This is a genomic window from Alicyclobacillus suci, from assembly GCF_017329615.1.
GTDB classification, from domain to species: Bacteria; Bacillota; Bacilli; order Alicyclobacillales; family Alicyclobacillaceae; genus Alicyclobacillus; species Alicyclobacillus suci.
On record NZ_JAFMTW010000001.1, the window covers coordinates 138,409 to 160,829 of the forward strand.

A 22,421-nucleotide genomic window follows, 5' to 3' on the forward strand; every position below is an offset into this window, starting at 1 on the left:
TGCTAGTGTCGCTTTGTAATCCTCGTTAGGCGAGGCTCCTATACGAATACATGCCACTGCCCGGAAACGTGGAAACACGCCAATGGGTTGAACAGGTATCGCCGGACTAAGGCCCTACTTAATGTGGCTGGGTGCAAACCCTACTGTCGTACAGTGCCAAAGCTCAACTAGGGGGATTGTGATGAATGTTCTGCGTCTATTTGCGTATGTGCGTCCAACACCCCCTGCGGCTTCATAAACCAGGGGGTTTTTTATTGTCCCGAAACGGAGGTGGTCAGTGTGGACCCAGAACCTAATTGTCGAATGTTGAAGTCAACCAGACACGACAACTTATTACAACGTGGCATGGGTCAACCTGCCACTGAAAGGGAGGGCAAATCCGATGGCCATGAACAAAGAGAAAGTATTCTATGCGCGACATGATGCCTATGACGACGAGACAATGATTGAGGGCTTCGATATTCCAATGAATCGAGACGATGTGGAACGCATCGACCGATTGGTTGACGATTACGAAAAAAGTATTATCAGCCGCATTGATGATGAATATTTAGTCAAGACGACATTTTCCGATCGCCTTGCGGACAGCATCGCACGGTTTGGCGGAAGCTGGACCTTCATTATCTATTTTGGCGCATTTTTGGTCGCGTGGATGATTTGGAACACGCTACCTTTCACCAAGCCCTTACACTTCGATGAGCCACCGTTTATCTTACTGAACTTATGTCTGTCATTTCTCGCTGCCTTTCAGGCACCTGTAATTATGATGAGCCAGAATCGGCAAGCCGTTAGAGACAAACACGAGTCCGTCATCAACTTCGCCATTAACTACAAAGCGGAAAAAGAAGTCGACGACATCCAGAAACACTTACATCGCATTGAAGGCAACAACGTACAGAATTTAGAAAACATCCGAAACGAGTTTCGAGAAATTCGGGCGCTCCTTTCGTCCATCGAGGCAAAACTAGACGAACATCACACGCGTTCGTCCTAAACTAACGTTCCGAGACGGAGGTCAGCGGACCATTGATGAAGAGTCAATTGATGAAGAGCAAACCCGGCAGCACAAATCACCGATTCGAGAAAATGCATTCATCGTTTGTGAAAGGGGTTATCTCAAAGTCATCGCAAAGGGCTTGAGAGATACCCCTTTCAGCGTGTTATTGCCTTGCTATGCACTGTGCCAGCACAGAACTGGGTGGTGGCCCTGTGGGCACGGCGGTGCTCCCAAAGGACCGGACGTGTCCCACCATGTCGTATTAAATGATTAAGTATTCTAAGCAATCTTTTCTGTTCATCCACTTGACCCTAGCCCACCCAAAATTGTCATCCCTCCCTCGTCGCGGTACACTACGTTTGATATGCATCAACGGTAAATTCCGCATCCAAACGTACATAAGGGCGTCCTATACAGAAAGTGCAAAGGAGTAGAAGCGATGTACAACGTCAGAGAGTTCACTGATCAATTTAAGATGGTCGAATTGAAAAATGAAAAGAACCGTTCATGGGTACACATTTGCCCACAACGCGGTGGCATTGTCACCAGTTTTGGCGTCCATGGCATCAATCTGTTTTATCTCGACAAAGCGACATTTTATGATGAATCCACCAATATTCGCGGCGGCAACCCCGTCTTGTTCCCCGTCTGTGGCCAGTTTATTGACGGACAGTATGAGTTAAACGGTGTCGTGTATAAAATGAACAACCACGGAGTCGCGAGAAATAAAGCGTGGGATGTCATCGATATGAAAGCCGACGAGGAAAAAGCCTCAGTGACCCTGCGACTGCGTAGCGATGAGGAAACAAAAGCCGCATATCCATTCGATTTCGAGCTCGTTTTCGAATACATCCTGACAGGCAACGAACTAGTCATCGAGCAAAAATACATCAATCACAGCGATGCCAAAATGCCGATGTACGCAGGGTTTCACCCGTACTTTGCAACCAAAGAGAAGAATCTCGCCTACGACACAGACGCCACATCGTATCTCGATTACAACGACATGTTAGAAAAACCATACGAGGGCCGTATCAATCTCGCGCCGCTCGTCGAATCAGTCGCACTGCTCAACACCAAACGCCGCCAAATTTCCTTCCAGCCGCCAGAGTACGACCAGCCAATCACGCTAGAATACGGCGACGTCTTCACCAACATCCAAATCTGGTCGGTTCAAGGCAAGGACTTCGTGTGCGTCGAACCGTGGATGGCCCGAACCTACGCCATGAATACCGGCGAAGGCCTCATTCACCTCGAACCGCACCAAACGCTGAAAACATTTCTTACCATCCGCTACGGAAACAAAGCGTAACGGAACTGCGATAGCGCTGATAGAATTCATGTACTTACATCTATCCAATTCGTCGGACATATGTAGTATGTGAAGTAAGCCAAACTACCACTGACTCAGCAGCAGTGGCAGCTTGGCTACTTCACAACGTCATACAGTCGACTTCGGATAGCCAAATCGGCCATCATCTAACCTTATCTCCTCATAGAGACAATCGTCCCAAATTTGCCCTGGCGAATCAACCAAATGATTCAACATTATGGCTTCCAGTCGTACGAAATCGCATGTCGAGGCAGTTACATCGTCAATCCACTAGGGAAATTTCAGTTGATCCTGTATTCGGAAAAGAGGGAATTCTCTATTCCACAACCGACTTAGACGACATTACACGTGATCACTTCGATTTTGACGTCGCTGGACATTATCATCGAAAAAATGTGTTTGAGCATCCACGAAAACAAGTAGAGCGGCTGCCGCAGAAAAACAGCCCCATCAGTGGGGGCTGTTTTTCAATTGGTAGCACAGATTTCCTCGCATTGCTTCAGGCGTTAGATGGTCAGCGTAGTCTCACAGACTGACAAGTTACGCACACAAAAATTAACGACCCGTGTCAAGGAATTAGCCATTAAACACGGAATGTAAATTGAATATCCAACGTGCGCAGATACGTCTGCAGGCCCGCGTCCTGAACTGGTAAAATGTAAGCTGGCTCATTCGATTCGTTATGATGCGAATGCCACATGCCTGGTGGGGTTACAAACGCTTTCCCAGGCTCCCAGTCAACTCGAATGGGATCAATAATCTGTTTGGTCTTCCTATCAATATGCTCGCCCAAGAGTGTATAAACCCCTGGTTTACAGTCGACGACGAAGTCTAGCGCAACAGATTTGTGACTGTGTGGATACTGTACTTCTCCCGCTGACACGATGCCAAACATCGCCCACAACGTATGCGTAATGGTAAGCGTCTGATCAAACGCAGCGTTGTTCAATAAAACAGACACCCGATTCTTGTTCGTCGCCCCTGGTGCAGACATCACCTTGCGAAGTTCTTCACGCACGACATCCCCTGCAAACAGCGTAGGGCGAAACCGAGGCTCCGCCGCCGTAACACCAAGATAGCTAAGAATCGGATTGTCGTGCACATAGTAAAACGTAGCGTCCTGCCGCGCGAAATGCCGACTCACTGATTTTGCGGGCAATGTAAAGAAATCCCCGGCACGCCAATCCAACCGTTCCCCGCCTACCTCAGTATGTCCTTCACCTGAGATGACATAGTATAATTCGCTTGTCGCATTTGGCTTGGTTGTGATTTCGTCACCAGCCAAAATACGAACAAAATTCGCTAGGAGTGCTGGACTAGTCGCCGGGTAGTCAGTTCGTAAGTCAGCAGAGAGGTCAAGCTGGACAATTCGCGTGTTTCCCGTGTTGTAAAGACTTGCGGGAAATTCTGTCGGTGTGATGGGCGTAATCGCGCCAGAGCCAAGTGGTCTGCCGCCTTCGAATACTCGTATAATTTCGCATCCCCTGCCCAGTTTTCGCGAACTTCACCAACAGTCAGTTGCCCGGATGGGCGCTGAGAAACTGTCGTCATCTGAATCCCTCCTTACATGCTTTCTCTTCCATGCTATGACATGGCAGAATGTTGCGTCTAATATAAATCTGTACTATCAGTTAGTCGCAACGCGAATCATTCGCAGCAAAATGGGGTGTTGGCCATGGAACTAAGACATTTGGAATATTTCGTAGCCGTGGCAGAGGAATTAAATTTTCGCAGAGCGGCCTTGCGGCTCAATATCACCCAACCACCGCTCAGCCAACAGATTCAGCAACTTGAGCGCGAGATGGGTGTCGGTTGGCAGAGGCACAGCCCGTCTCCGTTCATAGAACAATTCGTTCAAACAGCTAAAGAAGTTGGTCAAACATTGTGCGCACGTATAAATCGCTAGACTCCAAGCAGCGTACCTATATTTATGAAATTCACCATAAATCTACTGCCTGACGGAGCCACACCATCAACACACCCCCGATTTTCCGTCATTCGGTGAATCGGGGTGTGTTTTGTTTTGTGGGATATCCTGCTTCACATTTCCTCAATATGTGGGGGGGCCGATAAAGGTGGTATGCGTAATTGGAGCGAGTGCTTCTCTGATAAGTGACTCTTGTAAACCATAGGTATGTGCCAGCACTTCTGGAGGCGTCAGTCTCAATACGTCCGATCCGCCGATAAATTGCGGAATTGGCGCATCAAATATCGCGAGTAAGTGCGTATTGTCAACCCTGGCAATCTCATAGTGCCACCAACCTTGTGGGACGTTTGCCACCTGGCCTGGTTTAATGGGGATGTTGAGTAACTGCTTAGTAAACGGATTGATGATGGATACGAGTGCTGATCCAGAAATACAATAAACCAATTCTGAAGCGTTTTGGTGCGTATGCGGCTCCACTACATTCGATTTACTCAAAAATATATCCAATAACGAAACATTACCTAACGTATTTAATTCCTTTATGGAAAGCAAGTTAATTAGATTCTGACAGTCCTTAATAAAAAAGGGGTTGTTCTTCAAATCGTATTTAAATTGGACATTTGGCGATGTAAAGTCCATATACGAGACCATTATGCAACCTTCCCTCTGAAAAAATAGGCATTTGCCGCATCTGGCGTATCATATGCCGATTTCCCACAGTTGCTCCAAAAAATCATCCAGAAGAAGAGAATCTGCTCATGCGATTCTGGTTCATCGCCTAGATAAGGCATGCTGCAAAGCAGTTTAATACGTAAATCTGGCAAAATGGGCGAATGTGCTGAGTCATATGCCCTACGATAGGACAACCCTCTAGTCATAAATCTAAACAGACACCGACGATAAGGAGGGAGATTCATGTACGGGACATTTGGCGGATATACCCGATGGGCTGTTGTGTTCTTGATCATCTTTGTTCTGTTCTTCTTGCTAGTGCCAGCCGTTGGTTACGGTGCAGCGACCAGCTGCAGCTGTGCAGGCGCATACTAAGAACAAAACTGGTGACACAATGACTCCCACATAAGGGATCAATCACAAGGAGGAATTTCCATGTACGGAGCTTTTGGTGGATATACGCAATGGGCTGTTGTGTTCTTGATCATCTTCGTTTTGTTCTTCCTGTTTGTTCCAGCTGTTGGTTATGGTGCAGGCAGCAGCTGTGCAGGCGCGTACTAATCCTAAACAGCAACAAAGCCATTAAAACATCACCATAGATTCAAATCGATACAGGCGTCCTATACGGACGCCTTTTAGCATTACGAAAACGGATGACAATCCTGATTTAAGTCATCTTCCGTCAGCGCCCGTTTGGCGTATCCCATTCTCTGTGGCAATTCGAATAGCCTTCTAAGCCCTCGAACTCTTTGAGCGCCATAGCCAAACGTAATGGGTGTCATTCCCGGTATAAAGACTTTCACAACATGCAATCCGGCGTAAGATACTTCCGGGCTGGTCTGATTCAACACAATCACGTCAAATCCTCGGTCGTGCAAATCGTCAAGTACCGCATTGAGAATTCGTCGAATGTCGCGTGAATGCAGTTGGTATCGCCGAGCGACATCCTGATATACATCTTCGACCGACTGGGCCCGCGTTCGATTTTCAGGCCTTAAAAGGAAAGCCCATCGCGGGGAGGCTTCGGGGAGACCGGCGACCGCGACGTGATCGAGAATATCCTTGATTTTCGTCGAATCCAGAAACATGGAAAGCGCCTCTTTGCGCCGCTCTTCCGACGTTCGCTGCAGGTTGAGCACTTGAACCGTCAATTCCCGGAGCGCACCATAGACAGCCTGATAAGGGTTTAAATGACACGCTGAGCCACTGACAACTTTCGGGTAGTCGTTCGCTTTGTTGACTGCCACAGCACAAATGGTTGGTATGCTAAGATCATGTGACATATTAAATAGGCGAACCTCATATCCGCTGTCCACTAAATGGCGAAAGGCCTTTGCGATTTTCGGTGGGCAATGGTTTCCTAGCCTTAGCTCAGGTAACGGCATCTTTGCGTACCACATGTTCAAAAACCCATCGCGTTCAATCACTTCGAACGTTCCATGTAACGTCGCTTCTTCCATAGTCCCCCCCATTGCACAGCCATTCGACGTCTCCTTCACAAAACGCAACGCATCCGCCGTAGGTCCATAATAGGCCATCTGCTCAGGAATCAGGACAGGCAACTGACGTTTAGTCGAGTATGCCCAAATCCAGGAATACGGCTTCTCCTCAGCAAAAGGTTCATAGTAGGACGACGACTGCAACCACGCATCTGTGTGCAGCCCAAACTTTAATGGATGCACAGCGTCGTTGTTCAATTCTGAATATTTATCAAAGATGATAGGTCGTCGATTCACAGCCTGAAATCCACAACTGCGCTCCAACACTTCGAGCATGGCAGATTGCTTGGCGTCAATGCTCGTCAAACCGGATCCATACCCAGCAATTTCAGCCCCACTAGGCGTATAGATATAAGCACCTGCCTCAACGTAACGGCCTTCATTCGAAAATGTATGTGTGTTGGAAATATATCCTATTTTAGGATGCACGAACAATGTTTCTAATCGTTGATAATCCACCGGTGCAACTCTCAATGCTTCTATATCGTTCACAGGATGGGAAACGAATTCCACCTGAGCAAGAGAAGGATGGTCGTCTGGTATCAGGTTACATCGAGGGCATTCGTGATTTGGAATCAGGGGCACCCACTCAATGCCTTCGGCTTGTTCATACAGCCCGACTTGCCCTTTGCAAATTGGCTCATGAGAAGATGCCAGCACAATAGTCTGTATCTCATCGGCCACGATATCGCCCAACTTGAGCAAGTCAGATGGGGACATCGCGAGCGGCTCCTCAATACTCTCTACTCCTTGAAACATTTTTAGAAGACTGTGATCAAAAGTATTTTCCCACCGCAATTGTAAACAAGTCACGCAACCAGGTATTTCTGGCGTTTCTAGCGGTCCCACGAAAACGGTCGCTCCCCTACCTAGCACCGATAAGACACTAAGTTGTAAATCCCTACACTTTTCCAGGACCAAATGCTCAAATCCAGAAGTCATATCCGAGGCCAAAATGACAAGTTTTGGGCGGAGTTTTTCTAGATCATCCAGTGAACCGTTGTGCACCATATGAAATTCACTCGTTTGACTGTACTTTTCGCACCAGGTGTCAATGATTTGTTTCCCCAAAACGGAACCGTCGTGAAATAGAACAATCTTCATTTTAGCCTCCGCAAATGAAGTATCAGTCACTTTATTTTCGTGCACACCTCATCAGTCAACATATATTCGTACGTTCCTACGTATAGAACAATCGAAGCAAGACCACCCCATCGCTTTTACGATTGAAGTGATTTACGGTTGAAGTGAATATTTTATAGACAACCTACATAAACTCCTACTCGGTGCAACTGCACCACCCATATCCAAGGGCACCGCCCAGTATCCCATTCTGTGGCGGTGCTTCTATCCCAAATACTTCTATCCCAAATACTTCTATCCCAAATACTTCTATCCCAAATACTTCTATCCCAAATACTTCTATCCCAAATACTTCTATCCCAAATACTCGCACTGACAAAGGCGCGCAGGTCTATCACCCACGCGCCTTTATTTCACATTCATTTATCACGTATCACGCCGAAACGGAAGCCTTGCGCAGTTCGTCAATCTGTTGCGAAAATGCTTCCTTCAACCGATTCACCACGTCGAAGTTTTTCGCCGTCCATTCCGTCTTACATGTATCTGGGGTAACCACAATCGGATGCGGCGCAACGTCTTGCAACGGTACAGAAACGGGCAAATCTGGATGCGACAACACCGTGTCGATTGCGAAAATTTCAGAAAGCGTCCCTGTAATAAAAATAGCATCAATAGAAGAAAGTTCAGTGACCGACAATTTCTCTTCGCGTACGGGAATACCAAGTTCGCTCGCCAGTTCGAGCACAAAGCGACGTGTGATGCCCGGCAAAATATATCTGTCCGTAGGTGCTGTAATCAGTTCCCCGCCGCGGACAAACCAAAGGTTCGAGCTCGCCGATTCGATCATCTTTCCATCCCGCACCAACAGTGCCTCATCTGCGCCTGCATCGTGCGCGGTCTGTTTTGCGATGATATTCGGTAGCAGATTCAAGGTCTTGATGTAGACATTGGCCCAGCGCTCATCGGGTTGCATCAAGAGCTTGCCAGGCGTTTGCTCGCCTTTAACCAGCACAGGTCGGACGACCGCACTGACGTTTGGTGTGATTTCCGCTGCGGGGAACAAGTGATTGCGAACTGCACTGCCGCGCGTGATTTGGAGGTAGATAGACGCTTCTGTTTCTCCACTGTGCTCAAGCAGGTTGTGAATAAGTTCCCTATATCCATTCGCATCATAGGGCGACGGGATACGAATCGCATTCAGACTGTTTTGAAGCCGTTCGATGTGCCATTCCAGCAAAAACGGCTGGCCCCCATACACCCGAATCACTTCGTAGATTCCGTCTCCAAATTCGTGACCGCGTTCGTCAATCGCAATCGCGGCCTCACTTGGATTGACATATTGACCGTTATAATAGCCGACAACCGGCATACGAAATCCCCCCACTTTGACGGAAAGTTGATATCATTATAAAGTATCAAAGGGAAGTATGCTGAATAGGTTGTCCGATATCAGTGGAAATTGGGAAGGGAACTGGGAGTATGGCAGACTGTTTGTTTTGCAAACTCATCGCCGGTGAAATACCTTCAGACAAGGTATATGAGGACGATGACGTACTAGCTTTCCGCGACATTCGACCGCAAGCCCCGGTTCATGTGCTGGTCATTCCGAAACAGCATGTCGATTCGGCCCAGGCCGTTACGCCGGATGACGCTCTAATGATTGGGCGGTTACACGCGACCATCCCGACCATCGCCAAAGCGTTGGAGATTGACCAGGACGGATATCGCGTCGTGACCAACATCGGCCGATACGGTCAACAAACGGTGCAGCACTTGCACTACCATATCGTCGGCGGTCGGCAACTCGGGTGGCCTCCAGGTTAATCTGGAAGGCCATCCTGCACGACATCGAGCGGTGGCACCTCAGTGCCGTTTAGAATCAAATGTGGAATGACATTGGCGTTGACAGAGCCGATAGCGGAACAGTATTTTTCCTCGCTTAATCGGATGGCACGCCATGCTTTAGCAGGTGGGACTTCCCCCGTCAGGCGATATGTCAAATGAATTTCCGTGAAAGCTTGGGGATATTCATCTCGACGTATGCCGGAAGCGTCGATTTCCATTCCTTCAAGTTTCAGGCGCATCCGCTCAAGAATCATTGCAATGTCGATTCCCGTACAGCCGACAATCCCCATCAACAAAAGCTCCATTGGACGATTACCCTGTCCTGTCCCGCCTTCTTCACGGCGCGCGTCCATATACACTGTATTTCCAGATGGCCCGTCCGCCTGAAAGTGACGCTGGCCGAGCCATTTACTTGTAACCTTCATTTCCAAACACGACACCCCCCTCGCTATGTATTGTATCGCGCATTTGAATTGTCGTCATCCAAGGAGGGCCATGCTTGTTAGAAAAACGTCATCTTACCTGAATGGTCCCGAACATCCCTGGCTCGGGAACCCCTGACTTGTCCGAATAATATTGAAATGCCCCCGTTTTATCTGGTGTAAATCGCACGTCAACACGCTGTCCTGGCTGTAAATTCTGTGTAAACACATAAAATGCTGGGAGCACAAAATTATGTACATTCAATCCACGATTCTGGACCAATACATGCACTTCTTGCCCCCTTGTAGACTGAATCGTACCTGGTTGAATGGAACCGTCTCTCAGCGTCACTTGCACCGTTTGCGCATAGGCGGCGGAGAATGGGAAGAATATCGTCAACAACGCGACGCTACACAAGCGGGTTAGGCGCACCCTAATACCTCCGTCTCGTCTGTAAGTCATGTCGTTAGCGTGGCTTTGACAAGATAGAATCATACACACGGATGAACACATTGGTGCGCCTTTCCCTATCTCTACGCATGTGCTACAGCGGCGTATCCTGCAAACGCGCACACCGCGCCACAAGTCGCACCGCCAAGCGCGCCGACCAAAACATCGCTCAAATGATGTAAACCACAGTAAATTCGAGAGAAGCAAAGTAGAATAGCAAGTACGAGAAGAAACCATGGGTAAAACGGCAGATGCAGGGCACCACAAGCCAATGCCATCGATCCGCCCGCGTGATTGCTCGGAAACGACTCCCCTCGTTCGTGTTCCAGCAAAGGTTCAAACGGTTCCGTGTCAAATGGGCGCGGACGATTCGTCAAGCGGCTGACAGGTTCGTGCAAGGCACGAATCAGAAGGGCCGCAACAATCGATGAGGCTACGGAAACAAAGGCGACTTCTGCCGTGGTCACCTCAACGATATTCGCAGCAGCGATGACGAGAATGGCCAACATGACGATAGGCGTGTACTTTGCCGCAATAATCATGAGTGCGTTTAGCCATGGCGCCGTAATCCACAATTTTTCCAACCGTCGCGTCACCACTGCGTCCGCCAGGCTGAATCCGCGCCAGAGCCAATCCGTCAACCCCATGAACGATTCGCCGCTTTCATCGGATAATCTGATCCTCTACCCATCTGTGTCTGCAAATCCTCCCTAAGTGACGCGTCGAACGGCAAAACATCATGCAGTTCCAAATCCGCCTCGTGATTGTACGTAAACGCTTGGTGGCTAAAATTGGCGCTGCCGATGATGAAGGTCGCGCCGTGATCGACATCGAGAATTTTCGCGTGCATCAATTCCCCATCATATGGGCGGTAATAACGCACCATCGCCCCCGCATCGCGCAATGTGTCGACAGTGCTTCGATTGTAGGACTGAGTCGGATCAACCAAAATCGTCACGGCCACCCCACGCGCAAGCGCTGCGCCAAGCGCCTGAATCAACGTCTTGTCCGACAAGTCGAACGCCTCCATATCGATGGTTTGGCGCGCAGACTGAATGGCCTGCACGAGTGCAGACTCAATGCTGCCATCGATAATTAGCGGCGGTGGCAGAGTCGGAGCTTCGATTGCCTCACCAGCGGCCCGGCTGAAATCCCACAAAAACATCGTTTGAAACTCACGGTTTGCATGGGGAATCAAAACTGAAGCATCATTGTTGTTCCAACTATTAGTCCCAAAGTTCATGCCGCCAATCAGCGTGCCTGCATCTGTCGTGAGCATTTTGACGTGGTCAATTCCCTGTTTAATTGAAATTTCTCGCACTGTCACACCGGCGGCACGCAAACTGGGATAGCCCACACTGGTCGAATGCGGTTCTGTGGCGTCGAGCACGACGCGCACATCGACATTGCGTTTACGGGCAGCCACAAGTGCCTGAATGATATCCTTGTCCGACAACTCGTACATATCCAAATAGACCTCGCGGTGACTGTTTTGAATCAACTTTAACGCCGCTTTCTTGACATCCGGCCCCCACACGAGCTGCATTCCGCCTCTCGCAGTCACCGGCGCGGGCAACACCTGCTGCACATCCTGAGCGTCCGTAGGGCTTGTACAGCCACTCGTGACGACCGTACCAATACACAGCACCATCGCGAAGAAAAACCGTTTCACACCCCGAAATATCTGCAAATGATTCACCTCTGACAAAATGCGCAACACGTCAGTTGCATGATTTTGTCATATGGATTCCTGAAATGATAGGCAAAAACCTTTTTACTATCCTTTAATTATCCAAAAATGAAAAACTGATGAAGTTGAAGCTTACCTGTCTTGTGCGCAACGATATTCGTCCCATCATCGCGGCAACGGCCAAATATGCTCAACGAGCAGTTGTGCACGAGCCCCGCCTCGTCGCTGTACCACGCCTTCCAGCCCAAGCAAGCGGCCATAGGGCGTGAACAATACCGCACCTTCGCTATGATATACCGATTCGAACATTGTCGCATCCAGTAAATTTGTCTCATCTTCCAATGTGAAAAAGACCACTGTGCGACCGCTCTTCGTTGGCGGTCGATGTGGTCGAACTGCCAGACCTGCCACAACCACTCGTGCACCTTCCGGCGCGGCAAGCACTTGCGCTGTGGTGACATACCCTTGTTGTGTCAAATCTCGGCGAATCAGTTCCAACCAGTGTCCAGAGACACCAACGCCTAGTAAATTGTATTCATCGACCAAGCGGCTAGCAAGCGGGTCCCCCGCTGCATTCCTGGGCGATGTTCCTTTCGCTTCAACAGGCATCTGCGCGAGTAGGGGGCAAATCACGCGTTTCGCGCATTGCCAGCCACCCAGGAACACGCCACAACAACGAGCGTCTGTCTGTGCCCTCAAGCACATCAAATGCGCCAACGCGAATCAGGTGTTCTACCTGCAGCCGATCCGCCACAGGCACCCGCATCAGGAAATCCGCGACTCCCATAAACCGGCCAACCTTCATCCGCTCTTCGACAAGCGCCACCACCATCTGTGCGGACGCGCGTTTCATCAGCCGAAAACCTAATCTGATACTCTGGTCATCCGGCGTAGTACACGACCATTCACTTTCGTTGATATCCACAGGCAACATTGATACCCCCCGCCGCCGAGCTTCTGCACAGACGACATGAACTGGATAATAGCCCATCGGATACTGATTGAGGACAGACGCATAAAACTGCGCCGGATAATGCTTCACCAAATATGCCGTCTTATAAGCAGTAGTCGCGAAAGCCGCTGCGTGGGCCTCACAGAAACCATAACTCGCGTAACTTTGAATGTACGAAAAAATAATGCTAGCAACCTCAGGCGTCACCCCATTCTGTTCCGCTTTGTACATAAATTTCCGGCCAATCTGCTCCATCTCAGTGTGATTGCGCGCGTGGCTCATCACACGTCGCAACTCATCTGCTTCGCCTGGTGTAAATGCGGCAATCGCAGTCGCAATCACCTGCTCCTGAAACAGCACGACCTCATACGTCTTGCCAAGAATCGGTTCCAACTTCGGATGCAGGTAGGTAATCTGCTCATTGCCATGGCGGCGCGCGATGAACGGAGAAACTTTTGCCGGTGTTGTGCGTAATCCATCAATTCTGGCACATTATCTATGAGCGCATCCAGACTCATCTGCATGCGCCGACCATGGTACGCGTTTGGCTAGCGTATCGAGCAACGGAGTAGGCAATGCGAGTGCGGCGCCAATTTCACGCACAGCTGACCTGCCGCGAAACGTCTGATACGTCGCCACGCGAGCCACTTTGTCGCGCCCATACTTCTCGTAGACATATGCCATCACCTCGTCGCGCCTGTGAAGAAGTTGCTGAATCCGGCTGTGGCGCCCACCGGAGAGAACCAGTAGGCCGTCGCCGAGACGAAACAAAATCTCTTCCTCGATATATGGCGTCCGCCGCCGCCCCTCCCCGGCGTGCGCCAAGGTCAGCAACTCGCACAAATTGCGATAGCCCTGCCGCGTCTCCGCGAGCACCGTGAGGTGCGTCCCGTCCGCGAGCGTCAACTCCGCCCCAGAAATCGGTTTTATCCCATATACGGCGGCCCATTTATGAAATTCCGGAAGACCCGCAATCGTATTGTGATCTGTCAAGGCCAACGCTGGCATCTGGTACAAGGCCGCCTGCGCGACGAGCGCTTCAGTCGATGAGACACCATTCAAAAACGAATATGGAGAATGGCAGTGCAAGTGAACAAACATCATTCCATCCCGCCTAATCCCACACTTTATAGACAAACCACGATTGTTTCGTGCACTCGAGTTCAAATAACGCGTTATGGTCAGTCCACACGCATAGCAGCTTCCGCTCCCCCTCGCCTTGCCACCAGTCGCCCATCTCGACCCATCTGTCGAGAATCTCGACAATGGTGTGTACTTCCCCGCGATGGACAAAAGCCACAGGGTCATCCGCCTGCCACCGACAAACGGCAATCGGTTGCCGCACAATGCGGCTCATCGCATCATCCGCCCCCTAAGATGGCATTCAACCGCTGTTCGCGAAACGTCGGTCTCGCGCCGATATGCAGCTTTTTCGGGAATTTATGGAGCAACACCTCGCGCACATCTTCCAAACTCGCCCTATCCACTTGCGGCAGGGGGTAAAACGCGTCTTCATACAAGACAAACCCCGCCTGCACAGACTCCAATGGCCGCAATTCAGACACATAGAGATCAATCAATTCAATCCGTTGCCCCACCATCTGCAACCGCCCGACTTCCAATCCAGCAAGCAAGGAAAAAGGCTGATATATGGGGGTTCTCGCCGCATACTCGTAACTGCCGCCCGCCATCTCGGTTTGCCAACGCATCCCCACTAAAAGCGCGCCAGCTGCCACGCGCTGCAGTTCACTACACAGTTGTGCGGCCATTGACTCCATCAGCAACTCTACCACTTCTATGCTCGCTTCTTCGCCCAGCGGTGCTCGCCAAGACATGCGCTGCTCCAACGGCGGGTAATTGACTTGGATGCGCCCACCCGGTACTTGTTGGAGTGCCTGCCTCCACAGCCAAGCTTCTTTTCCGAAGCGCGCAAACAGCAATTCATCAGACACATCAGCCAAGTCCTGCAGACGATGAACGCCGAGTTGTCGCAGTTGCTCGCGTTGTGTTGGCGGGATATACCCAAGTGCCGCAATGGGCATTTGCGACACCCACGAAGTATCCACCTCGCCCCCTGCCTCAAGCATCCTAGCCACGCCTGGCGAAAGGATAAGCTGCTGTTGCCGCACGCGATAATAGCGCGCCCCCGGCACCCGCTCCATGCGACTCCACGCCACCAACGCCTCCGCTAAAAACGGGTTCTCTGCCATCCCCACGCGAAATCTCTGTTCCGCGTGTAAAATTTCATCAATGGCCAACAAAATTTCCCGTACTTCCGCAAGCGGTGGTCTTTCTGTCGGCACTTGAACGACAAATCCACTATGCGCAAGAGTCCTCACAAACGGAGAGGCATTCCAAAGTATCTGATACACCTGCCGCATCTGATCAGTGGGTTTATCCGGATGTGCAAAGACGACCAAATCGCACACGACGGACTGGGCCGTTTTCAATGCCCCCCCGACTTGCACACCAGCTTTGAGCGCCGACACTGACGCATCTGTGACGATATCCGTCTTATCTACCGCCACATACGCACAATGGGCCACTGCATCAGGAATACCACGCCTATCGACGCACATCCCCTCGCCCTGTCCAAATAGCGTATATCTCATCTGTCACACCACCAGAACATACGTTCTGTTTCATTATATGCAAAGTCTCGCGGCGCATACAAACATATGTTCGCATTTTCGGCGTGGTAAAGTTATCCACCTTTGGAACCTGACCTGTGGCGTCTATGCTCAAAATCAGGCACTCATTCCACCATCCATGACCAACGTAGCTCCCGTGACATATGCGGCTTCGTCCGAGAGCAGCCAAGCGATGCCTTTTGCAATTTCCTCCGGCGTACCAATCCGCTTACTTGGGCTCATCTCTGAGAGTCTGCGTATCGCCAATTCACGCTCTTCTCCAAGTATGTCCGTGCTCGTAGGTCCTGGCGCCACCGTGTTAATCCGAATGCCTTGACTCGCATAATCGAGCGCCGCAGACTTGCTGAGTCCCTCAAGTGCGTATTTCGATGCAGCATAGGCCCCGCTTGCAGCAAAGCCGCGAAGACCAACAATCGAGGAGACGATGAATTTGTTCCTCACTCGTAACATCCACACGGGTAAAAACGGCTATCCCACCAGCAGCACGAATGTCACGCACGACTTGTTGCCCTGCTTCCTCACGCCTTCCACCTACGTACACCTTAGCGCCTCTTCGGGCCAATTCTGCTGCAGTCGCTTTTCCAATACCACTTGTTGCCCCGGTGACTAACGCGATTTTCCGATTCATCAATGACAACCTCCACATAAAAAGTTTAATCCGCATCGCATTCCACGTGCGGCAACCACAGAATGTAGTGAATGCTCATTCTAATTTAGGTAAAGAATATCCACCTGGTTGGGCCAGTGTGGATCTTTCTCACCATTCATAGCATCTCCTGATTCATACCACCCCCTTTTCCACCAACCAGTTAAACCCCTCAGGCGTACTCACAGAGTTCCAACAGGAGCAAATCGTCATCCTGACCACCTCAGGCGAGAGTTCCAAGTTGCCTTGCAAATACCCTTTTACCAAGTACACCACCGTTCCCCAGTGCATTTGCACCATCAGACGTGGCTCGCCCGCGATAAAAAGACCCTTCTGAATCGCCTCGGCATATAGTTGAGACAAAGGGCCGCACCAATTACTCTGATAAGCGGCCTTCTTAGATGCGTCACGGATATACGGCGAGAGAGAGTATCGCTCGATAAACTGAAACGCATCTGGATAGTCTACACTCGTCTCAAACACCTTTCTCCACACCTTCGCGAACCGTTCGTGAATCGCAGATCCGTCATAGAAGTCCTTCAGTACAATTTCAGTTTGAAACTCGACGATACTTGTAAAAAGCTCATTGACAATATCCTCTTTGCCAGTGAAGCTGTTGTAGATACTTCCCATCGAAACACCGGATTCGCTAGAAATCATAGACATTGACGTGGCCTGCAAGTCGTTCTCACTCAACAGTCTAAGTGCCGTCTCAAGAACAGCTTTTTGGGATTTTTTATATTTCTCGAACACACTATCCCTCCATCGGACAATCTGTTTCATACATCGAATTAAGAAAGAATGCTCATTCTATTTTCAGGCATCCGCCTCTGTGTGTCAATGCGGATTGCCAGATTGATAAACATATGCGATACTCAGGGCAACAAAAATGAATAAACCATTCATTCACGGAGTGACGACAACATGGCAGCTTCTGAAAAACCGCACGACGACGCACGTGAGATGCAGCGGCTCAACATCCTATCCGGCGCGCGCAGTGTGTTTGCACGCAAAGGCTGGTCTGCCACCATGGCGGATATCGCTGAAGCCGCAAACGTCAGTCAGGGTCTCGCATATCGCTACTTTCCTTCAAAAGAAGCAATTTATGCGGAACTGCTGAACCGCGCGAGCCACCTCGAAGCGTTTGAGAACGTGCGGACCATGGATGGGTCTGCGATGGATAAACTCCGGTATCTCATCAACGAATTGCTCGATATCAACGACACTCATATCGAGCTGTTCCGTCTATCTGTGTTAACACTGCATGACGATGCACTCCCGAGCGCACTGCGCGCAGAGCTAGAAGAGCAGGCGGAGGCGTTCCGTTCGTTACTGCAATCACTGATTGCCGAAGGACAGCAAACTGGCGTGATTGCACCGGGCAATCCGCAACAACTATTCGTCGCCTTGCTCGCCTTTTTGAATGGTCTCTGTATCATGGGCATCCAAGGCAGCGAGAACGCCAAGCGGCACTTCCCGGATGCCGACATCGTATTGCGCATTTTACAACCGCCGGCAAATTCTTGACGAACAGGCGGCCCGACTGTCCAGCAATCACCGATTCATTTCATAACAAGAATCTGCCTACACAAGGAGAGACTCCTATGGAATCCATGAACCATGAATCGAGTCATGCCCCAAATGTCCAAAATTTGATGACTGGTTTCGTCCGCCCGGCCCTTCGCACCCGGGAGCAACGGTTAAATCCGTTCCCCTGGTACCGGACCTGCCTATCCCAGGGCACAGTCCTGCGCGATGAAAGCAGTCAATCCTGGGATGTATTTGGCTACGAAGAAGCACAGTTTGTCCTAAAGAACCACGCCCACTTCTCTTCTCAACGAACTGTAGACGGCCAAAACGCGCTAGGAAACTATGCGCCGAGTATTCTCAATCTCGATCCGCCTCGCCACACACAACTTCGCCGTCTCATCAATCTCGCGTTCACACCGAAGGCCATCGCCTCGTTCCAACCGCGCATTGAAACAATCACCCACAACTTACTCGCCGCCATGAAACAAGAGACGCAAGGAAAATCCTCCGAAGTCGATCTCGTCGCAGCCCTCGCCTACCCCCTCCCAGTGATTGTCATCGCGGAGATGTTGGGCGTACCGCCGGAAGACCGTGACAAGTTCAAGCGATGGTCTGATTTGCTGGTCGAAGGGCCATCCGATTTGCGACCTGAAACGATGATGGATTTAATGACGCGCAGGGCGGCTGGCCGCAAAGAACTCGACGAGTATTTCCGAAACATCGTCCAGCTCCATCGTGGTAAGGACGACGGCACCCTTATCAGCGCCCTCATTTCAGCACAAATTGAAAATGAATCGCTGTCACTGGAAGAACTGCTTAGTTTTTGCGTACTCCTCCTGGCAGCGGGGAACGAAACGACGACCAATCTCATCGTCAACGCCTGGAGGTGCCTTCTCGAACACCCTGAGACATTTGCGATGCTTCGCGAGAACCCGGGGCTCATAGATGGCGTCATCGAAGAAACCCTGCGTTACTACTCACCTGTGCAAGCGACAAACCGCATCGTGACAGAAGATATAGAAGTCGGCGGACAAACGTTTTCAAAGGGGGAGCGCGTTGTGGTTTGGCTCGGCGCAGCGAACCGCGATGCCCGCATATTTGAAAATCCTGACACGTTCATCCCAACACGCTCACCGAATCATCATATGGCTTTTGGACATGGGATACATTTCTGTTTAGGCGCGCCACTTGCGAAACTCGAAGCTAAAATCGCCATCGTAGCGATGCTTTCACAAATCGACGAAGTATCCGCAGTGCCGACGGATCTCACACCGATTATCAGTGGGTTTGTCTACGGGGTAAAATCATTTCCTATACAGGTGACCTGGGCACAGTAAATGATTAGCACTTACTGACCAGCGTCCGCCGGGGGCGTATGATGCTCGCGAAGCGCATTACAAACGAGTTCAGCCGCGCGCAGGCATTCCTCGGTTCCGGCGGATGTATCTGCAAGGTATTGCGACGTGCCGATGACCAATAGGCCTAAGTCAGCCACGGTCACATCTGCTCGCACATGTCCTTCGTCCCGCAGCGTTTGAATGAGATACGCCAAACGTTCGTTGATCGTACGCGCCACTGCCGGTTTTGCTGCCTCCGAATCAGAAGGGCGAAGAGCCTCCAGAAGAATCGGCTCTCTGCGAATCCGCAGCATGGTATCGCTGACGAGTGCCTGAAACCCCGTCCATCCGCCATCGGCCTCAATCGCGCGATTGAGCCGTTCCACCAGCCATTGTCCGTGGTGCTCCACAGCAAAAGCAAGGATAGCCGCCTTGGTCGGGAAATTTCGGTACACGGTCGCTTTCCCCACACCCGCTTGCCGGGCCACATCCAGAATGGTAGCGTCGCTGCCTTGTTGGGCGAGCACCTGCAGCGCCGCTTCCCGCACGCGCTCACTATTGCGACGCGCATCCGAACGACTCCGCGACTTTTTGTTCCCGCCTTCATGCTCACTCATACCCGCGACCTCCTCTGGCAAAAACACGTAAAAAGCGTATCTCACCTGTCCACTGAACGCAAGACTCCTCTTGACATGTGGACCCATGAGTCCGATAATATAAATTGAACAAACGGACTGTATAGTCCATTTTAATCCTGCGAGTGGAGGGAATGCAATGAATACAAAGACGCCATCTGGATCGCGAGCGGACGTCGGACTCTGGATTGTAGCCATATTAACGGGCGCCACAGTCCTTCTTCAACCCATCGTCGGGCAAGCGAGTTCCCTAGTTCTCATATTGCTTGGCCTCATCTTTGTCTTCTGGCACGGCGGGCGCCGTTACGGAGCAATCAATATCATCATGCTATTCGTCATCACGGAACTGGTTGGCAACGCCATGGAGAATTTGAGCATCGCCTCCGGCTTCCCGTTTGGCCATTATCACTACACACATAGTGGAACGCCGTTTCTCTTTCAGGTCCCTATCACCATTGGCATTGCGTACTTCGCCTACGGATATGTAGCCTGGTGCGTCGCTTCCGCCATTCTTGAACAGGGCGACGAGCGCACGGCCACAATCGGCGGCATGATTGTCCAACCCATCACTGCGGCATTCATTATGGTCATGTGGGATATCGTCATGGATCCCATCAGCTCGACTGTAGGTCACCAATGGATTTGGGAGAATGGCGGAGGATTTAACGGGGTGCCACTCACCAATTATCTGGGTTGGTTCCTCACGGTCTGGATTATCTTCCAAGCGTTTGCCATCATCTTGCACCTGCGGCCGCAGACGATTCGCCAACAACAGGTCACTGGTTTCTGGGTGATGCCCATCATCATGTATGGAACGACGGCACTGAGTTATTTGGAGTCCTACTTGTTGCTCCACACCCATCAAACCGTCACCAACGCCGTGGGACAAACGTTCAGTGTGACAGGCATCTACCAGTCCGCAACCACCGTCATGCTCTTTACGATGTTGTTTGCGACATACCTATCGCTTGTGACACTACTCAAATCGCGCACGAGAGCACATCGCATCGCCCCTGTCATTGGCGCGGACCAAGAACAAAATGACCGGCTAAGTGTCTAAAACCGAGAAAAGGACCTGTTGTACGGGGGGACAAAGCGCCCCCAAAAACAGGCCCTTTAGCGTCCTTAATCGAACTTTCGCACAGCAGGCACAGACATCGTGATAACAACAATCAACAACATGAACGCGGACTCAGCCCAGACCGCGTGAATCCCTCCCACTTGCGCCGCAAGCCAGCCAGTCAACACATTGCCAACAGGGAGCAAGACCCATGAACCAAAATAGTCGAGACTGGCGGCACGTCCGTATGCTTCCGGATGAACCAGTTCTTGCATACTCCCTTCCCAGACGACGCCAAACAGCATCGAGCCCGCGTTGGCAATCGCCATCAATACCATCAGCATCGGCGTGGTATCGACAAATGACAGAAAAAAGAACGTAACCGCCTCCATGACGCCATAAGCGAGCACGAAAATAGCGAGGACCCGCATATCCAGCAAACCAGACATATACAACACTGCAAGTGTGGAAACCAATAGACAACGGATGACATCCGTCGTCATCATCGTGCGAATCCGAGAAACTCTATCCGCCAACCATCCAGTGAACAGCAAGAGCACCACTTGCGGCAACATAAATAAGCCCATAATAATACCCAATTGCAACGTGGCGTTCGCATTCGCTGTATGAAATACAGCCAGTGGCAACGTCACCCACAACACGGCATCGCCAAACTGCGAGAGCGTTTGTCCCAGCCACAAAGCGGCAAAATTTCGCGATGAGCGAATGGGCGCGAGCAATCCCGTATGCTCAACTGCGCGCCTGTATTCCTCGCTAGCAGCTACGGTGGGCTCCACACAAACACCCCCACCTCAATGTCTGGTTCATCTTTCTAAATAACCGAATCGTACGTGTTTTCGAACAAATGAAAAATACATAATCCAACAATAGCCTGTGAAAACCCCATTGTCGATAGATCATCTGTCACTACAAACAAATACCCCCACTGTTCGTGAAAACAGTAGGGGTAAAGACGATGCAATGGCCTAATCGAAGTGACGCCATTACAAATCGATTGATATTGTAAATGAGTCCGGATAATCTATAGATGAGGCCGCGAATCAAAACACCATCACGAATCATGCTGTCGCAGTACTTCTTCCACTTCTTCATATTCTCGAATCACGTGTGTGTAATCATAGCCATGTTCGCAATGATTACAATGTACACGTACGACCAGTTCCCCCACCGGCGAACAAACGCGTGTAACGTGGCCGCACTTCGGACAAATAGAATCAAACTCCCAATGTGGGTGGTTCATAGTTCCCCTATCCCCCGTGACTCCGTATGGAATGCCATTGCTGAATGGTTTCATACCACACACCATCCCTATTGCTCCAACCGAATCCCATACGCTAACGTTTCATTTGGGGTTTTCAAAAGATAGCCCAAGTGATCTTTGAAATCCAACTCAAACACGCTATCTCCCAACACCGCTTGAGAATGTTTATCCATAAGAAAGGAAATACCATTCGCTACGCTACATTCATCTTCCAGGGCGCGCTCGTCAACTTTCATTTGCACGGCAACCGAACAACCACATCCCCCGCCTTCATACTCGGCGGACAGTCTGATGTACGAATCCTTGGCAAGTTGCACTTTTGACAATTGTTGATTACAACGCTCAGTTAACAGCATCATCATCATCAATTCCCTCCTCACGCAAGCTGGCGGGATGACATTGCGCCCAT

At 50.5% G+C, this 22,421-nt stretch carries 27 protein-coding genes, 2 pseudogenes and 1 riboswitch; of the genes and pseudogenes, 9 read left to right on the top strand and 20 right to left on the bottom strand.

Annotation, left to right across the window (positions count from 1 at the left end; all coding sequences use genetic code 11):
* The first annotated feature begins 14 nt into the window (after positions 1–14).
* A riboswitch (M-box (ykoK) riboswitch) is annotated at positions 15–181 on the top strand.
* 201 nt (positions 182–382) lie between these two features.
* The 3 genes from J3482_RS00810 to J3482_RS00820 all read left to right on the top strand — a co-directional run bounded on the left by J3482_RS00810 (position 383) and on the right by J3482_RS00820 (position 2,866).
* The gene (locus J3482_RS00810) at positions 383–994 is read left to right on the top strand and encodes a DUF1003 domain-containing protein (protein ID WP_328702623.1); all 612 of its coding nucleotides are present in this window, start codon (positions 383–385) and stop codon (positions 992–994) included.
* 442 nt (positions 995–1,436) lie between these two features.
* Positions 1,437–2,309: an aldose epimerase family protein gene (locus J3482_RS00815; protein WP_206921926.1), complete on the top strand. Its 873-nt coding sequence runs from the start codon at positions 1,437–1,439 to the stop codon at positions 2,307–2,309.
* 263 nt (positions 2,310–2,572) lie between these two features.
* Positions 2,573–2,866: a hypothetical protein gene (locus J3482_RS00820; RefSeq protein WP_206921927.1), complete on the top strand. Its 294-nt coding sequence runs from the start codon at positions 2,573–2,575 to the stop codon at positions 2,864–2,866.
* A gap of 47 nt (positions 2,867–2,913) precedes the next feature.
* On the opposite strand, the gene J3482_RS00825 is transcribed toward J3482_RS00820, so the two are convergent.
* Together J3482_RS00825 and J3482_RS20755 are read right to left on the bottom strand one after the other, a co-directional pair.
* Positions 2,914–3,615, bottom strand: a complete 702-nt coding sequence (locus J3482_RS00825) for a cupin domain-containing protein (protein ID WP_236017723.1) — start codon at positions 3,613–3,615, stop codon at positions 2,914–2,916.
* A gap of 17 nt (positions 3,616–3,632) precedes the next feature.
* On the bottom strand, positions 3,633–3,881 hold the full coding sequence (locus tag J3482_RS20755) for a hypothetical protein (protein ID WP_236017724.1): 249 nt from the start codon (positions 3,879–3,881) through the stop codon (positions 3,633–3,635).
* Positions 3,882–4,005: 124 nt separating this feature from the next.
* On the opposite strand from J3482_RS20755, the pseudogene J3482_RS00830 reads away from it, so the two are divergent.
* Positions 4,006–4,140, top strand: a pseudogene (locus tag J3482_RS00830) (LysR family transcriptional regulator); the annotation flags it as partial.
* A gap of 249 nt (positions 4,141–4,389) precedes the next feature.
* Here the strand turns inward: J3482_RS00830 and J3482_RS00835 are convergent.
* Positions 4,390–4,911, bottom strand: a pseudogene (locus J3482_RS00835) (cupin domain-containing protein); the annotation flags it as partial.
* A gap of 453 nt (positions 4,912–5,364) precedes the next feature.
* Between J3482_RS00835 and J3482_RS21205 the strand changes: the two are divergent.
* Complete coding sequence (locus J3482_RS21205; RefSeq protein ID WP_262927003.1) at positions 5,365–5,490, top strand: hypothetical protein; 126 nt, start codon at positions 5,365–5,367, stop codon at positions 5,488–5,490.
* Positions 5,491–5,570: 80 nt separating this feature from the next.
* Here the strand turns inward: J3482_RS21205 and J3482_RS00840 are convergent, their stop codons facing one another.
* On the bottom strand, positions 5,571–7,532 hold the full coding sequence (locus tag J3482_RS00840; RefSeq protein WP_206921928.1) for a TOMM precursor leader peptide-binding protein: 1,962 nt from the start codon (positions 7,530–7,532) through the stop codon (positions 5,571–5,573).
* A gap of 412 nt (positions 7,533–7,944) precedes the next feature.
* Entirely contained in the window at positions 7,945–8,880 is a 936-nt protein-coding gene (locus J3482_RS00845) for an aminotransferase class IV (RefSeq protein WP_146822465.1), read from the bottom strand.
* 110 nt (positions 8,881–8,990) lie between these two features.
* Between J3482_RS00845 and J3482_RS00850 the strand changes: the two genes are divergently transcribed.
* Complete coding sequence (locus J3482_RS00850; RefSeq protein ID WP_146822523.1) at positions 8,991–9,335, top strand: histidine triad nucleotide-binding protein; 345 nt, start codon at positions 8,991–8,993, stop codon at positions 9,333–9,335.
* Here J3482_RS00850 and J3482_RS00855 read toward each other — a convergent pair.
* The 12 genes from J3482_RS00855 to J3482_RS00895 form a co-directional block, all read right to left on the bottom strand.
* On the bottom strand, positions 9,332–9,787 hold the full coding sequence (locus J3482_RS00855) for an OsmC family protein (protein ID WP_021295903.1): 456 nt from the start codon (positions 9,785–9,787) through the stop codon (positions 9,332–9,334). The two genes, J3482_RS00850 and J3482_RS00855, sit on opposite strands and share 4 nt — an antisense overlap.
* A gap of 82 nt (positions 9,788–9,869) precedes the next feature.
* Positions 9,870–10,211 (bottom strand): cupredoxin domain-containing protein, encoded by a 342-nt coding sequence (locus J3482_RS00860; RefSeq protein WP_223204091.1) that lies wholly within the window; start codon positions 10,209–10,211, stop codon positions 9,870–9,872.
* 101 nt (positions 10,212–10,312) lie between these two features.
* A complete protein-coding gene (locus J3482_RS00865; RefSeq protein WP_146822464.1) occupies positions 10,313–10,876 on the bottom strand; it encodes a phosphatase PAP2 family protein in 564 nt (187 codons plus the stop codon).
* Entirely contained in the window at positions 10,867–11,928 is a 1,062-nt protein-coding gene (locus J3482_RS00870; RefSeq protein ID WP_328702628.1) for a phospholipase D-like domain-containing protein, read from the bottom strand. The genes J3482_RS00865 and J3482_RS00870 overlap by 10 nt, the downstream gene beginning before the upstream one ends.
* Before the next feature lie 156 nt (positions 11,929–12,084).
* Entirely contained in the window at positions 12,085–12,465 is a 381-nt protein-coding gene (locus J3482_RS20760) for an OB-fold nucleic acid binding domain-containing protein (RefSeq protein WP_223204090.1), read from the bottom strand.
* Positions 12,466–12,517: 52 nt separating this feature from the next.
* Positions 12,518–13,354: a helix-hairpin-helix domain-containing protein gene (locus J3482_RS20765; RefSeq protein WP_328702629.1), complete on the bottom strand. Its 837-nt coding sequence runs from the start codon at positions 13,352–13,354 to the stop codon at positions 12,518–12,520.
* 9 nt (positions 13,355–13,363) lie between these two features.
* The gene (locus J3482_RS20770) at positions 13,364–13,972 is read right to left on the bottom strand and encodes a PHP domain-containing protein (protein WP_223204089.1); all 609 of its coding nucleotides are present in this window, start codon (positions 13,970–13,972) and stop codon (positions 13,364–13,366) included.
* A gap of 13 nt (positions 13,973–13,985) precedes the next feature.
* Positions 13,986–14,228 carry a DUF6504 family protein gene (locus J3482_RS00880; protein ID WP_146822463.1) on the bottom strand — a complete coding sequence of 81 codons (243 nt, stop codon included), beginning with the start codon at positions 14,226–14,228 and terminating at the stop codon, positions 13,986–13,988.
* 4 nt (positions 14,229–14,232) lie between these two features.
* Positions 14,233–15,483 (bottom strand): DNA polymerase Y subunit UmuC family protein, encoded by a 1,251-nt coding sequence (locus J3482_RS00885; RefSeq protein ID WP_206921929.1) that lies wholly within the window; start codon positions 15,481–15,483, stop codon positions 14,233–14,235.
* A gap of 135 nt (positions 15,484–15,618) precedes the next feature.
* On the bottom strand, positions 15,619–15,963 hold the full coding sequence (locus J3482_RS00890) for an SDR family NAD(P)-dependent oxidoreductase (protein ID WP_223204088.1): 345 nt from the start codon (positions 15,961–15,963) through the stop codon (positions 15,619–15,621).
* Positions 15,875–16,186: an SDR family NAD(P)-dependent oxidoreductase gene (locus J3482_RS21750; RefSeq protein ID WP_369123476.1), complete on the bottom strand. Its 312-nt coding sequence runs from the start codon at positions 16,184–16,186 to the stop codon at positions 15,875–15,877. Before J3482_RS21750 ends, J3482_RS00890 begins: the two co-directional genes overlap by 89 nt.
* A gap of 117 nt (positions 16,187–16,303) precedes the next feature.
* Positions 16,304–16,921 (bottom strand): TetR/AcrR family transcriptional regulator, encoded by a 618-nt coding sequence (locus J3482_RS00895; RefSeq protein ID WP_206921930.1) that lies wholly within the window; start codon positions 16,919–16,921, stop codon positions 16,304–16,306.
* A 171-nt stretch (positions 16,922–17,092) separates the two neighbouring features.
* On the opposite strand from J3482_RS00895, the gene J3482_RS00900 reads away from it, so the two are divergent.
* Together J3482_RS00900 and J3482_RS00905 are read left to right on the top strand one after the other, a co-directional pair.
* Positions 17,093–17,695, top strand: a complete 603-nt coding sequence (locus J3482_RS00900) for a TetR/AcrR family transcriptional regulator (RefSeq protein ID WP_146822460.1) — start codon at positions 17,093–17,095, stop codon at positions 17,693–17,695.
* Between the two features lie 77 nt (positions 17,696–17,772).
* Positions 17,773–19,035 (top strand): cytochrome P450, encoded by a 1,263-nt coding sequence (locus J3482_RS00905; protein ID WP_146822459.1) that lies wholly within the window; start codon positions 17,773–17,775, stop codon positions 19,033–19,035.
* Positions 19,036–19,046: 11 nt separating this feature from the next.
* Here J3482_RS00905 and J3482_RS00910 read toward each other — a convergent pair whose 3' ends face one another.
* Positions 19,047–19,652 (bottom strand): TetR/AcrR family transcriptional regulator, encoded by a 606-nt coding sequence (locus J3482_RS00910; RefSeq protein ID WP_188332208.1) that lies wholly within the window; start codon positions 19,650–19,652, stop codon positions 19,047–19,049.
* A 157-nt stretch (positions 19,653–19,809) separates the two neighbouring features.
* Here J3482_RS00910 and J3482_RS00915 point away from each other — a divergent pair, with 157 nt between their 5' ends.
* The gene (locus tag J3482_RS00915; protein ID WP_146822457.1) at positions 19,810–20,730 is read left to right on the top strand and encodes a carotenoid biosynthesis protein; all 921 of its coding nucleotides are present in this window, start codon (positions 19,810–19,812) and stop codon (positions 20,728–20,730) included.
* 65 nt (positions 20,731–20,795) lie between these two features.
* On the opposite strand, the gene J3482_RS00920 is transcribed toward J3482_RS00915, so the two are convergent.
* Complete coding sequence (locus tag J3482_RS00920; RefSeq protein WP_146822456.1) at positions 20,796–21,527, bottom strand: MFS transporter; 732 nt, start codon at positions 21,525–21,527, stop codon at positions 20,796–20,798.
* Positions 21,528–22,059: 532 nt separating this feature from the next.
* Positions 22,060–22,377, bottom strand: coding sequence for an iron-sulfur cluster biosynthesis family protein (locus J3482_RS00925; protein ID WP_206921931.1), 318 nt, complete (start codon positions 22,375–22,377; stop codon positions 22,060–22,062).
* Between the last annotated feature and the right edge of the window lie 44 nt (positions 22,378–22,421).